Source organism: Sphingobium sp. FW305-3-2-15-F-TSA7, assembly GCF_058787155.1.
Map to the genome: position 1 here is coordinate 168607 of NZ_JBYSZM010000005.1, position 14175 is coordinate 182781.

Here is a 14175-nt window from a genome sequence, read left to right on the forward strand (position 1 = left end):
GCCGAGGGAGGATTTCGGCAATGGCGATCAGGCTCACGGTCAATGGTACGCGGCAGAGCTATGGCGGTGACCCCGACATGCCTTTGCTCTGGTATCTGCGCGACGAACTCGATCTGATCGGGACGAAATTCGGCTGCGGCATCGCTAGTTGTGGTGCCTGCACCGTCCATGTCGCGGGCGAAGCGCGGCGATCCTGCGCCACGCCGATGTCCGAGCTGGACGGCGCGCGCGTCACCACGATCGAGGGCATGGCGAAGGGTGACGTCCTCCATCCGGTCCAGCAGGCCTGGATCGAAGAGGATGTCGCGCAATGCGGCTATTGCCAGACCGGGCAGATCATGGCGGTCGCCGATCTGCTGGCGCGCAATCCCAATCCCAGCGATGACGAGATCGACCAGAACCTCAATAACCTGTGTCGCTGCGGCAGCTATGCGCGCTTGCGCAAGGGCGTCCATCGCGCCGCCGCGCTGATGAAGGGGAAGGGGGCATGACGATCCAGCTCGATCGCCGCGCATTCCTGCGCGTCGCCGCCGTTTCGGGTGCGATGGTGCTGACCATCAAGCACCAGGCGTTCGCCGCACCCTCGGACGCGGCCGCCGATCTTGGCCTGCATGTCCGGCTGACCCCGGACAACCGGCTGATCATCCGGACCGCGACCACCGAGATCGGGCAGGGGACCAACACTTCGATCCCGATGCTGATCGTCGAGGAACTCGATTTCCCCTTTGCGCGGACCGGGGTGGAGAACATCCAGCCGCCGCTGCGCCGCAATGCCGAAGGCCGGACCGAATCCGCCGCCTTTGCCGATGGCGCGGGCGGGTCGACAGCGATCTGGGAAAGCTATGATTCGGCGCGCCAGGTGGGCGCCGTCGCGCGCAATTTGCTGATGCAGGAAGCGGCGGCGCGCTGGTCGGTGCCGATCGCCGACCTGTCGACGGCGGACGGACATGTCGTCCATGCGGCAAGCAAGAGGCGGCTGGCCTATGGCGCGCTTGCCGAGGGAGCCGCCAGGCGGCCGGTTCCCGCCGAACCCTTGCCGTTGAAGCCGCGCTCGGCACATCGGCTGATCGGCACGCCGCAGAAACAGAAGGAAGCGCGCGCCATCGTCACCGGCGAGCGGCTGTTCGGCATCGACCAGACGATGCCCGGCATGCTTCATGCCGTCATCCTGCGTGCGCCCGTGCTCGACGCGTCGGTCGCCGCGATCGACGACAAGGCCGCCAGGGCAGTGCCCGGTGTTCGTCATATCGTCCGCCTGCCCGCGATCGCGCCGGGCAGCGCCTATCGCAACCGCCCCCTCGCCGAAGGCGTCGCAGTGGTCGCCGACAGCCATTGGGCGGCGCTCAAGGGGCGCGAGGCGCTCAAGGTGGAGTGGGCGGGCGGTGCCACCGGAGAGAATGGCGATGAACGCATCGCTGCCGCCTGGGCCGATCTGGCCGCGGGCAAGGGGCATCGCCTGGGTGAAGCGGGTGATGTCGATGCCGCATTCGCCGGCGCTGCCAAGCTGGTCGAGGCGCGTTACGATGCGCCGATGGTCGCGCATGCGCCGATGGAGCCACAGAACACGCTGGCGCATGTCACCGCACAAGGCGCGACGGTGATCACGCCGACCCAACAGCCGATGGGCGTCGCCGGAACCGTCGCCGAGGTGCTGGGCATCCCGATCGAGTCGGTGAAGGTCGTGCCCGTGCGCTGCGGCGGCGGCTTTGGGCGGCGGCTTTATACCGATATGGTTGCCGAGGCGGCCTTGGTCGCCAAGGCGGTGGGTGTGCCCGTGAAGCTGGTCTGGATGCGCGAATGCGATATCGCGACCGATCTTTACCGGCCCGGCGGTGCGCATCGGTTCCGCGCCGCACTCGATGCGAAGGGCGCACTGACCGGCTGGGCGCATGGCGTCGCCAGCCAGTCGCGCCGCTATCGCGGTCCGGCCGATCAGAGCGCGGCATCGCTCGCCGCGTCCGAGGTCCCCGTCGTCGACTATCCCGGTGCGCTCGTGCCCAATCGGCGCTTCGACTATGTGCCGATTGAAAGCGCCGCGCCGCGTGGCGCCTGGCGCGCGCCGGGCCACAATATCAACGGCTGGACGATGCAGGCCTTTCTCGACGAGGTCGCAGAGGCGGCGGGGCAGGATCCGCTCGCATTCCGCCTTGCGCTGCTCGGCGAGCCTCGCGACCTGCCTTATGCCAGCCATGGCGGACCGACTTTCTCGACCGGACGACTCGCCGCGGTGCTCCGGCTGGCGGCGGAGAAGGGCGATTGGGGCAAGTCCTTGCCCAAGGGGTCGGGGCGCGGCATCGCCGGCCATTTCTCGTTCGGATCCTATGTCGCGCATGTCGTGCAGGTGACGATGAAACCCGGCGGCGTTTTCAGCGTCGATCGCGTCACGAGCGGGATCGATTGCGGCATCGCGGTCAATCCCAACGGCATCGCCATGCAGAATGAGGGATCGATCAACGATGCGCTCTCCACCGCGCTCGGCCAGGCGATCACCATTCGTGGCGGCCGGGTGGAGCAGAGCAATTTCGCCGATTATCCGATGATGCGGATCGATCGTGCCGCGACGCGGATCGAAACGCATATCGTGCCGAGCGATGCGCCGCCGCGCGGCATGGGCGAACCCAGCCTGCCGCCGTTCACCGCCGCGCTCACCAATGCGATCCACGCCGCGAGCGGCAAGCGAATCCGCTCATTGCCGATCGGCGATCAACTTGCCTGATGCCCGGTTGCAAAAGCTGCATGTGCGATTGCCGGTTTCAAAGTTGTGATAGTTTGAAATAATATTATCTCAACTTCACCGCATGACAAAATGTGGTGAGCGGCAAGGTCCGCTATTCGCAGGGAAAAGCAAGCCTGACCCTTCTTCGGCGGAAATGCGCAGCATTTTCGTCCGTTCGGTCGGGTTTCGCAGGAGAAATGAAATGAAGTCGTTCGAAACGGCGATCAGCCTCGTGCTGGTACTCGCCACTCAGGCGCTTGCGATCGGCGTAGTCTTCGCCGCGTAAGCCCCTTCGAAGCCCCGCCCGGCAATCCGCCCGGCGGGGTTTTGTATTTCAGGGACCTCTCCCATCGTGCATCGCGCATTGACGCAGCCCGCCTCCCCGCTGCAAAGCGGCCCGCGATGAAAAGACATACCGGCCAGGATCGTTCGATCACCGAAACATGGCGTCCCGCGACGCAGGCCGTGCGCGGCGGAACCGCGCGTTCGGAATGGGGGGAGACCAGCGAGGCGCTCTTCCTGACCTCCGGCTATGCCTATGACTGCGCGGGCGACGCGGCGGCGCGCTTTGCCGGCGAGCAGCAGGGCATGACCTATAGCCGGCTGCAGAATCCGACCGTCGACATGCTCGAACAGCGCATTGCGCTGCTCGAAGGCGCCGAAGCGGCGCGTTGCCAGGCTTCGGGCATGGCGGCGATGACCGCGGCGTTGCTGTGTCAGCTCAGCCAGGGCGACCATGTCGTCGCGGGTCGCGCCGCGTTCGGATCGTGCCGCTGGCTCACCGACTCGTTGATGCCGCGCTTCGGGATCTCGTCGACGATCATCGACGGTCGCGACACCGATGCGTGGCGCGATGCGATCCAGTCCAATACCAAGGTCTTCTTCTTCGAGACGCCGGCCAATCCGACGATGGACATCGTCGACATGGCGGCGGTGTGCGGCATCGCGCGCGAACACGGCATCACCACCGTCGTCGACAATGCCTTTGCAACGCCGGTGCTGCAGCGGCCGATGGACTTCGGTGCCGATGTCGTCGCCTATTCGGCGACCAAGATGATGGACGGGCAGGGGCGGGTGCTGGCCGGCGCGGTCTGCGGAACGCGCGCTTTTATCGACGATGTGCTGCTGCCGTTCACGCGCAACACCGGGCCGACGCTGTCGGCGTTCAACGCCTGGGTCGTGCTCAAGGGGCTTGAGACGCTCGACCTGCGCATCCATCGCCAGAGCGAGAATGCGCTGAAGGTCGGCCGCTTCCTCGAGGGGCGCGTGCCGCGCATCCTCCATCCCGGCCTGCCCAGCCACCCGCAGCACAATCTGGCGATGAGCCAGATGAAGGCCTGCGGCCCGATCTTCTCGATCTATCTCGACGGCGGCCGCACCCAGGCGCACGGTTTGCTCGATGCGCTCAAGCTGGTCGACATCTCGAACAATATCGGCGATTCGCGCAGCCTGATGACGCATCCATGCTCGACCACCCATGCCGGCCTGTCCGCCGAAGTGCGCGCGGAGATGGGCGTCGAGGAAGGCATGCTGCGCCTGAACGTCGGCCTGGAGGATCCCGACGACCTGTTCGAGGATTTCGACCAGGCACTCAGCGCGGTCGGGCTGTGAACACGCCCTCCCGCTCGATGAACGCGCTGTTTCCGTACGCGGAAACGACGCGCGGCGTCACCGTGCGGGTGTCGGTCAGCTATCTGCCCGAACAGTCGGAGCCCGAGCGCGGGCGCTGGTTCTGGGCCTATCATATCCGCATCGAGAATGGCGGCGATGCCGCCGTCCAGCTCCTCGCCCGGCATTGGGTGATCACCGACGGCCGCGGCGCGCGCCATTCGGTCGAGGGTGAGGGCGTGGTCGGCGAACAGCCGGTGATCGCGCCCGGTGCGGCTTACGACTATGTTTCCGGTTGCCCGCTCAGCACGCCGAGCGGTTCGATGCAGGGCAGCTATCATATGATCGGCGAGGATGGATCGGGTTTCGACGTGAAGATCCCGCGTTTCCCGCTGCTGGCACCTGTCGGGGCGGAGTGACGGCATGAAGCGGACCCATCTTCCCCTCAACGGCCTGCGTGTCCTCGATGCTGCGGCTCGCCATCTGAGCTTCACGCGCGCGGCCGACGAACTGGCGGTGACGCCCGCGGCGGTCGGCCAGCAGATCCGCGCGCTGGAGGATACGCTCGGCGTCGTGCTGTTCCGCCGCACTGCCAAGGGCCTTGAACTGACGCCGGAGGGTGATGCCGGCCTGGATGCGCTGCGCGCCGGTTTTCTCCAGTTCGAGGAATCGGTCCGCGCGATGCAGGCGGGGCAGAGCAGCAAATCGCTCACCATTGCGGCCCCGCGCGATTTCACCGCGAAATGGCTTGCGCCGCGGCTGGCCGATTATGGCCGTGGCGATCCGGAAATCCGCTTCACGCTGATCGCGGCGGAGGGCGATCTCGATTTCACCGAGGCCAATCTCGATCTCGCCATCCGTCTGGCGCAGGGCCCCGGCGAGAATGAGGGTGTCGCGCTGGCCGAGGGCAGCTTCGTCACCGTGACCGCCGCGAACGGCGCCGATGCACGCATCTCATGGCCCGGATGCCCCGCCGATGCGGACGCCGCGCAGGTCAGCGTCGCCGATGCGGGCCTGGCGATCGATGCGGCGGCCAGCGGTTTCGGTCGCGCCTGCGTTCCCGGCCTGCTCGCCGCGGGCGATATCGCCTCGGGACGCGTCGCCGCTCTTGGCGAGATCCGGCCTTCGCCGCTTGCCTATTGGTTGATCGCACCCTTGCCGCAATGGCGGCAGAAGAAAGTGAAGGCGCTGGTCGCGGCGCTTTCGGGGCAATGACGCTTCCGACATTGAAAAGCGAAAGGCTCGTCCTGCGCCCGCTCGTCGAGAGCGATTCCGTTGCCATGCATGCGGTGTTCAGCGACGATCAGACGATGCGTTACTGGTCGAGCCCGCCGCACGACACGCTGGAGGAAACCCGCGATTATGTCGTCGGCAATGCCGAACAGGATCGCTGGCTGAGCTGGGCCCTGACGGAGACGGGCGGTGAAGCGCTGGGCTGGGTGGTGCTGGGCGAGCATCGCGACGGGGTCCGCGAACTCGGCTATATCCTGCGTCGCGACTGCTGGGGACGCGGTTATGCGCGCGAAGCCGTGGCGACGGTGGTCGATCATGGTTTCCGCTCGCTCCGGCTGCGCCGGATCTTCGCGGACTGCGACCCCGATAATTTCGGCTCGGTTCGCATCCTCGAACAGCTCGGCTTCCAGCGCGAGGGCCATTTGCGTGCCGAGTGGGAGACGCATATCGGTATTCGCGACAGCCTGATCTTCGGGATGCTCGCTGCCGAATGGCGATGACCGGCCGTCCGCCGCCGAATCTGTCCGATCCCGCCGAGCGCGCGGCCTATCGGCACGAACTGCGCGCCATCGCGCGCAAGACGCGCTTTTCGGGGATCGCGCTCGCGTCGATCGGCGCCGTTCTGGCGCTGGCAAGCAAGCGTGTCGACGATCCATCAATGTGGCGGCTCGGCGCGATCCTGGCGATCGCGGCGGGCGGCGGATTGATGATCTTCGCCATGGCGCGGCGCTCGCTCTATCACCAGCTCCGGATGAACAAGCCGGATGAGGATGAAGGCCGGATTTAAGGCGAGCCTCGGTGGTCCTTTATACTCACATCGTCATGCTGAACTTGTTTCAGCATCTATGCGGCAGCCTGCACCATCGCGTCGGTTTCGACATGGACCCTGAAACGAGTTCAGGGTGACAAGAATCTAGCGCCCCACCAATGCCAGCGCACGCACCATCAGGCCGTTGAAGCGCGGACTGTCGACGTCCCTTGCCGGATTGTTCCAGGCGCCGGTCACCGCGAACCAGCGGCCCCTTTTGTCGCGCAGCAGATAGTTGAGCGAGATCACCCCTGCCTCCGATCCGCCCTTGAAGCCGATATAGTCGAAACGCGCGGCGGTGAGCGCGTCGACGCCCGGGCTGACGCCGAGGATCGCCATCGCCTCCGGACCCGCGCTCTTGCGCAGCCGATCGAATATCGTTGTGAGATCACTGGGTGAGGCGAACCATTCGACCGTATCGATATGCAGCGGCATGCTGCCGAGCTTGGCGAAGTCGATCCGCTCGATCACCAGATCCGCCGACGCCTGCGTCAGCAATTGCGTGCGTTGGGCGACATCGCCTTTCGCCCAGCGTTCGCGCAGGGCCGCATTGGCCGGCATCTTGAGCGAGAAGGCCTCGGCGGTCTTGAGGATCGGCAGTGTCCTGTCCGGTGCGGCATGGCCGGACTCGCGCAGGAACGCGCCGACCCTGTCGCGCCCGGCAATGTCGAGCAGCGTGTCGGTCGCGGTGTTGTCGCTGATCGAGATCATCAGTGTCGCCAGGCTGTGCACTGTCATCGGCGACGCCTTGGGCCAGCGCTGGGTGATGCCCGACGGCAGCGACGCGGGGCCGAGTGAGGCCACTTCGTCCCAGCGATGCTCGCCCACTGCGATCTGACGCGCGAGCTCACCCAATATGTAGAGCTTGTACGCCGATCCGACCGCCATCTGGGTGTCGCGGTTGTGCTCGAAGATCCAGCGTGGTGCGCCGTCGCCGAGTTCGGCGATCGCGAAGGCGCTGATGCCGGGCAGCGCCTTCACATCGTCGAGCAGCCTGGCGAGGCTGTCGGCGCGCGCCTGGCTGCCGGTGACGAGAAATCCGGAGACGCGATGTGGCGGGTCGGGCTCGACGACGAGACGGATCGTGACCACCGCCCGTTCGTAACCGACCTCGACGCTGCCGCTGCCTGAACCGTCGGGCGTCACCTTCTGCACGCGCAGCACCGGGCCATTCTGTTCGATCAGGCTGCGGGTGATCGCGGTGAAGCGCGCCATCGGCACGTCGGCGAAAAAGCCGGGGGTCAGATAGTCGCCCGCATCCGCGCGACCGTTCAGGATCGCGGGAAGTTCGGCGGCGCGCTGGCGGAGGGCGGTATCGAGATCCGCCTGTGCATATGCATTGGACGGCAGCAGGGATGCAAGGAGCAGCAGAAGGGTGGTCAGTATCCGCATTGCACCGTGTCCGGACTCTCCGTCGCTCCAGCGACAAATATGTCGCTCAGGCGTCGATCACCTCTTCGTCGACCTGCGCTGCATTTTCCTGGATGAACTGGAAGCGGTGCTCGGGATTCTTGCCCATAAGCCGGTCGACGAGATCGCGGACCTGCGCGCGTTCCTCATATTCCTGTGGCAGGGTGATGCGGATCATGCTGCGCGTCTTGGGATCCATCGTGGTTTCGCGCAATTGCTGCGGGTTCATTTCGCCAAGCCCCTTGAAGCGGCTGACCTCGACCTTCTTGCCCTTGAACTCGGTGGTTTCCAGTTCGGCGCGGTGCGCGTCGTCACGCGCATAGGCGCTCTTGCTGCCCGACACGAGCCGGTAGAGCGGCGGTTGGGCGAGATAGAGATGGCCGCGGCGAACGAGGTCGGGCATTTCCTGGAAGAAGAAGGTCATCAGCAAGGTGGCGATATGCGCGCCGTCGACATCGGCGTCGGTCATGATCACGATGCGCTCATAGCGTAGATTGTCGGGCACGCATTTCTCGCGCATGCCGCATCCCAGTGCCTGGGCGAGATCCGCAATCTCCTGATTGGCCCCGATCTTGGCGCTGTTGGCCGATGCCACGTTCAGGATCTTGCCGCGAATCGGCAGGATCGCCTGGGTCTTGCGGTCGCGCGCCTGCTTGGCGCTGCCGCCGGCGCTGTCGCCCTCGACGATGAAGATCTCGGTGCCGGCCGGATCGTCGGCCGAACAGTCGGTGAGCTTGCCCGGCAGGCGGAGCTTGCGCGCCGACGTCGCGGTCTTGCGCTTCACGTCGCGCTCGGCCTTGCGGCGGAGGCGATCGTCCATCCGCTCGAGCACGAAACCGAGCAGCGCCTTGCCGCGGTCCATATTGTCGGCGAGGAAATGATCGAAATGGTCGCGCACCGCACGTTCGACCAGGGTGGCCGCTTCGGGCGAGGTCAGCCGGTCCTTGGTCTGGCTCTGGAACTGGGGTTCGCGGATGAAGACCGAGAGCATCAGCTCCGAACCGGTCATCACGTCCTCGGCCGTGATGTCCTTGGCCTTTTTCTGCCCGATCAGCTCACCGAAGGCGCGGATGCCGCGGACGAGCGCGGCGCGCAGCCCCGCTTCGTGCGTGCCGCCATCGGGGGTCGGGATGGTGTTGCAATACCAGCTATAGCTGCCTTCGGACCAGAGCGGCCAGGCGACGGCCCATTCGACGCGGCCCTGGCTGTCGGGGAAATTCTGAGCGCCTGCGAAGAAATCGCTGGTGGCGCATTCGCGACCGCCCAACTGCTCGCGCAAATGATCGGCCAGACCGCCGGGGAACTGAAAATTGGCCTCGGCCGGCGTGTCGTCGCCGATCAGTTCGGGCGAACATTTCCAGCGGATCTCGACACCCGCGAACAGATAGGCCTTCGACCGTGCGAGCCGGTAGAGCCGCTGCGGCTTGAATTGGAGGATATCGCCGAAAATCTCCTCGTCCGGCACGAAGGACACGCTGGTGCCGCGTCGATTCTGCGTCGGCCCCAGCTTTTCCAGCGGCGTCATCGCCAGTCCCCTGGCGAAACGCTGGCGAAACACTTCCTTGTTGAGAGCGACTTCCACGGTCGTTTCCGCCGAGAGCGCATTGACGACCGAGACGCCGACGCCGTGCAGACCGCCGGACGTCGCATAGGCCTTGCCCGCGAATTTTCCGCCCGAGTGCAGCGTGGTCATGATGACCTCCAGCGCCGATTTGCCCGGGAATTTGGGATGGGGGTCGACCGGGATGCCGCGGCCATTGTCGGTGATGGTCAGCCGGTTGCCCGGCTCCAGCGTCACCTCGATCCGCGTGGCGTGGCCGGCTACAGCCTCGTCCATGGCATTGTCGAGCACTTCGGCGGCCAGGTGATGGAGCGCGCGTTCGTCGGTGCCGCCGACATACATGCCGGGGCGCCTGCGGACAGGCTCCAGCCCCTCCAGGACCTCGATCGAGGAGGCGTCGTAATTGCCGGTGGTCTGGGAAACGGAAGCGAACAGATCGTCGGACATCATGCAGCTATGATGGAGCAGAGTCCCGCTGGCAAGCCGCCGTCGCTCCCTTTGACGACGCTTGCCTCGTCTCGGGCCGTCGCGATCCTGATTTCGATCGATCCACTTTTCCTCGTCGCCCGGGTTGTCGGATCAGGCCGATAATGGAAACGATCGAGCACGATTGTGGCAAATCTGCAACGTTTTGATAAAGATCGATCGGGCCGGGATCAATTGCTGCGCTGCACGCGTTTGGGTGGGGCTTTAAGCCTGTAAGGAGTAGCGTATGCGTACCCAGTTTCTTTCCGCCGTGGTGGTCCTCGCCGCGGCGGCTTCGGCCGCGCCCGCCTTTGCCCAAACCACCGAAGACAGTTGGACGGGTTTCTATGTCGGCGGCTCGGTCGGCGCGACCGTCCAGTCGAACGATCAGGGATCGTCGGTGCTGTTCGACACCAATCAGGATGGGGATTTCGACAACAACGTCAACACCTCTGGCGGCGCCAATGCCTTCTCGCCCGGTTTTTGCGGCGGTGCGGCCGATGGCACGGCCCCGACCTCGGGCTGTCGCAACGACAAGGACGGAATCGAATATTTCGGCCATGTCGGTTTCGACAAGCAGATGGGCAATTTCGTGATCGGTGCGGTCGGCGAGTTCGGCAAGAACGATATTCGCGACAGCACCAGCGCATTCAGCACGACGCCGGCATCCTATACGTTCAGCCGTACCCTGAAATATAGCGCCGGCCTGCGCCTGCGTGCGGGCTATACGCCCAATGGCAAGACGCTGTTCTACGCCACGGGTGGCGGCGCTTACGGCAAGATCCGCAATCGCTTCACCACCACCAACACCGCGAACAGCTTTACCGGTAACGGCAATTCCGATGCCTATGGCTGGAGTGCGGGTGGCGGCGTCGATCAGAAGCTCGGCTCGCACTTCTCCGTGGGCCTGCAATATCTGTTCACCAACCTGAACGATGACGATTATACGGTTCGTGCCGGGCCCGGCACCGCGCCGGCGACCAACCCGTTCCTGCTGGTGAATTCGAGCGGTACCGACATGCGTCGCAGCGACGACAAGTTCCGCTATCACAGCATTCGCGCTACAGCGTCGTTCCGTTTCTGAGGGTTTGCCGGGGTGCAAAGAAAAAGGCCGGCGTTTTCGCCGGCCTTTTTTTGTTCAGGGTCTGAATTCAGCGCACCCGCGGACCGCCAAAGGGCAATGGCGGTGGCGGACGGCGATCGCGGCGCGGCAGCTGCGCCTGATAGGCCTGGCCGCAATGCTGGACGCAATAGGGGAAGCCCGGGTTCACCTGGACGCCGCAAAAATGGAAATCGGGCTCGCCGGGATGGCCCATCGGCCATTTGCAGATCTTGTCATTGAGCTCGAGCAGGCTGGTCTTTCCCGCAACCTCGGCGCTCGGCTTTGCCGGAACCAGCCGGCGCGGCGGGGCGGGCGGAATCGGTGCCTGCTGATCTCCGGGGCCCTGGCGCAGGAAGCCGCCGGGGCCGATCGACCGTAGCACCGGTTCATTGGATGCCGGCAGTGTCGGGGCGGATGTGGTGGATGCGGAGGGCGCCGCTGCCGTGACCGGCGGGCGCGGGGCGGGTGCCGGACGCGGGGGCGGTGGCGCAGCGGGTTGCGGCGTCGCTTCCACCTTTCGGGGCGCGGCGGGCTTTTTGGCCGGCTGGCTGCCGTCCTTTTCCTTGACGGGCGAAGGGCGCGACTGGAGGCCCAGTCGGTGCGCCTTGCCGATGACGGCGTTGCGGCTGACACCGCCCAGCTCCACTGCGATCTGGCTCGCGGTCATGCCGCCTTCCCACATGGTCTTGAGCTGGTCGATGCGTTCGTCGGTCCAGGCCATGGATGCTCCTCAAAATCAAATCTCTCGCCCGTGTCGTCCGGCTTGCGGGCTGAATGCGAAGCCGATAGGCGATCAAGCGATGAACGACCACCCTGATTCAACGGCGGAGTCGGCCGGCGGGTTCGCGCCCGTGATGGGCCGCGAGCCTGGCGTACCGCTGATCCGCAACGTGAACTGGGGTGGACTGCGTGCCCTCTATATCAAGGAGGTGCGGCGTTTCTTCAAGGTCCAGCTCCAGACGATCTGGGCGCCGGCCATCACGACCTTGCTGTTTCTGGTGATTTTTTCGGTCGCACTGGGCGGTTCGGGCCGCACGGTGATGGGGGTTCCCTTTCCCGATTTCATCGCGCCGGGCCTGATCATCATGGGGATGATGCAGAACGCGTTCGCCAATTCCAGCTTCTCCCTGCTGGTCGGCAAGATCCAGGGAACGATCGTCGATTATCTGATGCCGCCGCTGTCGACGAGCGAACTGCTTGCCGCTTTGTGCGGGGGCGCGGTCACGCGCGCCGTGCTGGTGGGACTTGCGGTCTGGGGGGCAATGGCCCTGTGGCCGGGCGTCCACGTCACGCCCAGCCATCCCTGGGCGATCCTTTGGTTCGGCTTGATGGGCTCGCTGTTCCTGGCGCTGCTCGGCGTGCTGACCTCGATCTGGGCCGAGAAGTTCGATCATGCCGCCGCTGTCACCAATTTCGTGGTCGCGCCGCTGTCGCTGCTGTCGGGCACTTTCTATTCGGTCGACCGTCTGGCGCCGCTGTTCCAGGGGATCAGCCACGCCAATCCGTTCTTCTACATCATCTCGGGCTTTCGCTACGGCTTTCTGAGCGAAGCCGATTCGCCGATCCTGTTCGGTGCGTTGCTGCTGCTTGGGCTCAACGCCGCGCTCGGCGCGCTTTGCTATGCGCTGCTGCGGTCGGGCTGGAAGATCAAAAGCTAGAACGGGCCGCCATTCGGGTGATGCCTTGCTGCGAACGGCCTGACCCGAATGGCGGCTTGTTCGATTGCCGCCGATCAGGAAGCCTTGGCGTCCTTGTTGCAGGCGGTGAGTTGTTCGCTGCCGAGCGTCATCCCGCCGACCGCGAGCGATTCGACCGCGCCTACCTTGCGCGCCAGATCCTTGCAGGCGCGCTCGACCGCGACGCGGCGCAGCTCGGCCGGACCCTGGCATTTCCCGTCGGCACAGCGCCACAGCTTGCCATCGATCACGACCTGCGCGGGCAGCGCGCCGCCGCCGAGCGTCGCCACACCCGTGGCTGGTGCCGCGAAAGCCGGCGTCGACAAAAGGGCCAGCAGGGGAAGGGATATAGAAGCGAGGCGTTGCATCGGAGAACTCCCAGGATTGCGGGTCAAGGCAATGGATAAACCCGGCAATACGCTTGCGATGATGGATGATCTATGGGTATAAACCCGTGTTTCATTGCCAATCGTCCAGGAGTGGTTCGATGGATGCGATTGACGACGTGTTCGGCGCGATGCGGACACATACCGCGCTCTATTGCCGGATCGAGGGGAGTGCGCCCTGGGGCGTGGCGTTCGTGCGCGGTCGCGCGGCACGCTTCGGTCTGGTCGTGCGCGGCGGCTGCTGGCTGACGGTCGATGGTGGCGAGCCGATCGCGCTGACCGCGGGCGATTGCTATGTCATCGCGCACGGTGCGCAATATGCGCTGCAGGACCGGCTCGATTCCCCGACCCGCTTCTGTTTCGATGCCCTGCGCGAGCACAGCCATCATGTCGTGCGGCTCGGCGGTGGCGGGGAGCCGGCAACAGTGGTCACCGGCTGGTTCATGTTCGACACGCTCGGCGCGAAACCATTGTTCGATCTGATGCCCGAACTGATCCTGACGCGGATGGACGATGATCGTTCGCAGATGATCCAGACCATCCTGCAGCTTTTCGCGATCGAGACCGGGCGGCGCGAACTGGGCACCTCGATCGTCGTCAGCCGGTTGGCCGACATCCTCTTCATTCAGGCGATCCGCGCCTATGCGCAGAGCGCGGGGGACGAGGCCGGCGGCTGGCTCGGCGCGCTGGGCGATGCCCGGCTGGCGCCGGTGTTCAGCGCGATCCACGCCTCGGTCGAACATGGCTGGACGGTGGAGGAACTGGCGGGGATTGCGGGCATGTCGCGTTCCGCCTTTGCCGCGCGGTTCCGCGAGCGCGTCGGATTGACCCCGCTCGATTATGTCACCCGTTGGCGCATGTTCCGCGCGGGCACGATGCTGCGCCGGAAACAGGGCTCTGTCGCCGAGGTGGCGCACCGCATCGGCTATGAGAATGAATCGGCTTTTTCGAAAGCTTTCAAACGGACAACCGGTGTGACGCCGGGCGTCTATCGCCGATCGGCAGGAGAGGCTGCGATCCGTCCGCCCCGCGCCGAACCGCATCCTCGCGCCGATGGGCGATCGGCCGCGCCGGCGGCGGATGCGGCGTGATCCCGTGCGGACCTGCACGTCGTCGTCGCATTGTGACGGCAATTGCCGTCAAATCGTCATGAAAGCGCAACCGGACTAACACCATCCCGCAATCGACCATGCCTAGGGCCCCCCTCGAC

14 protein-coding genes are annotated in these 14175 nt (G+C 65.4%); 10 read left to right on the top strand and 4 right to left on the bottom strand.

The genetic code is table 11. From position 1 onward, the window contains the following. Nucleotides 1–20 precede the first annotated feature (20 nt). From AC3WN8_RS05435 to AC3WN8_RS05465, 7 genes are all read left to right on the top strand, one after another. Nucleotides 21–491 (top strand): (2Fe-2S)-binding protein, encoded by a 471-nt coding sequence (locus AC3WN8_RS05435; RefSeq protein ID WP_492668369.1) that lies wholly within the window; start codon nt 21–23, stop codon nt 489–491. Then, nucleotides 488–2716 (top strand): xanthine dehydrogenase family protein molybdopterin-binding subunit, encoded by a 2229-nt coding sequence (locus AC3WN8_RS05440; protein WP_492668370.1) that lies wholly within the window; start codon nt 488–490, stop codon nt 2714–2716. The genes AC3WN8_RS05435 and AC3WN8_RS05440 overlap by 4 nt, the downstream gene beginning before the upstream one ends. A gap of 402 nt (nt 2717–3118) precedes the next feature. After that, on the top strand, nt 3119–4327 hold the full coding sequence (locus tag AC3WN8_RS05445) for a trans-sulfuration enzyme family protein (protein ID WP_492668371.1): 1209 nt from the start codon (nt 3119–3121) through the stop codon (nt 4325–4327). A gap of 17 nt (nt 4328–4344) precedes the next feature. Next, nucleotides 4345–4743 carry a Co2+/Mg2+ efflux protein ApaG gene (apaG, locus tag AC3WN8_RS05450; protein WP_492668437.1) on the top strand — a complete coding sequence of 133 codons (399 nt, stop codon included), beginning with the start codon at nt 4345–4347 and terminating at the stop codon, nt 4741–4743. 4 nt (nt 4744–4747) lie between these two features. After that, entirely contained in the window at nt 4748–5539 is a 792-nt protein-coding gene (locus tag AC3WN8_RS05455; protein ID WP_492668372.1) for a LysR family transcriptional regulator, read from the top strand. Beyond that, nucleotides 5536–6057, top strand: coding sequence for a GNAT family N-acetyltransferase (locus tag AC3WN8_RS05460; RefSeq protein ID WP_492668373.1), 522 nt, complete (start codon nt 5536–5538; stop codon nt 6055–6057). Before AC3WN8_RS05455 ends, AC3WN8_RS05460 begins: the two co-directional genes overlap by 4 nt. Further along, entirely contained in the window at nt 6054–6344 is a 291-nt protein-coding gene (locus AC3WN8_RS05465; RefSeq protein WP_492668374.1) for a hypothetical protein, read from the top strand. The genes AC3WN8_RS05460 and AC3WN8_RS05465 overlap by 4 nt, the downstream gene beginning before the upstream one ends. Before the next feature lie 126 nt (nt 6345–6470). Here the strand turns inward: AC3WN8_RS05465 and AC3WN8_RS05470 are convergent, their stop codons facing one another. Then, complete coding sequence (locus AC3WN8_RS05470; protein ID WP_492668375.1) at nt 6471–7757, bottom strand: serine hydrolase; 1287 nt, start codon at nt 7755–7757, stop codon at nt 6471–6473. 46 nt (nt 7758–7803) lie between these two features. Continuing rightward, entirely contained in the window at nt 7804–9783 is a 1980-nt protein-coding gene (gene parE / locus AC3WN8_RS05475; protein ID WP_492668438.1) for a DNA topoisomerase IV subunit B, read from the bottom strand. 265 nt (nt 9784–10048) lie between these two features. Here parE and AC3WN8_RS05480 point away from each other — a divergent pair, with 265 nt between their 5' ends. Beyond that, nucleotides 10049–10885, top strand: coding sequence for an outer membrane protein (locus AC3WN8_RS05480; protein WP_492668376.1), 837 nt, complete (start codon nt 10049–10051; stop codon nt 10883–10885). A 67-nt stretch (nt 10886–10952) separates the two neighbouring features. On the opposite strand, the gene AC3WN8_RS05485 is transcribed toward AC3WN8_RS05480, so the two are convergent. After that, on the bottom strand, nt 10953–11624 hold the full coding sequence (locus AC3WN8_RS05485; RefSeq protein WP_492668377.1) for a GcrA family cell cycle regulator: 672 nt from the start codon (nt 11622–11624) through the stop codon (nt 10953–10955). Nucleotides 11625–11703: 79 nt separating this feature from the next. Between AC3WN8_RS05485 and AC3WN8_RS05490 the strand changes: the two genes are divergently transcribed. After that, a complete protein-coding gene (locus AC3WN8_RS05490) occupies nt 11704–12561 on the top strand; it encodes an ABC transporter permease (RefSeq protein WP_492668378.1) in 858 nt (285 codons plus the stop codon). 74 nt (nt 12562–12635) lie between these two features. Here AC3WN8_RS05490 and AC3WN8_RS05495 read toward each other — a convergent pair whose 3' ends face one another. Beyond that, a complete protein-coding gene (locus tag AC3WN8_RS05495; protein ID WP_492668379.1) occupies nt 12636–12947 on the bottom strand; it encodes a DUF8200 family protein in 312 nt (103 codons plus the stop codon). A 119-nt stretch (nt 12948–13066) separates the two neighbouring features. Here AC3WN8_RS05495 and AC3WN8_RS05500 point away from each other — a divergent pair, with 119 nt between their 5' ends. After that, nucleotides 13067–14056, top strand: a complete 990-nt coding sequence (locus AC3WN8_RS05500; RefSeq protein ID WP_492668380.1) for an AraC family transcriptional regulator — start codon at nt 13067–13069, stop codon at nt 14054–14056. Nucleotides 14057–14175 lie beyond the last annotated feature (119 nt).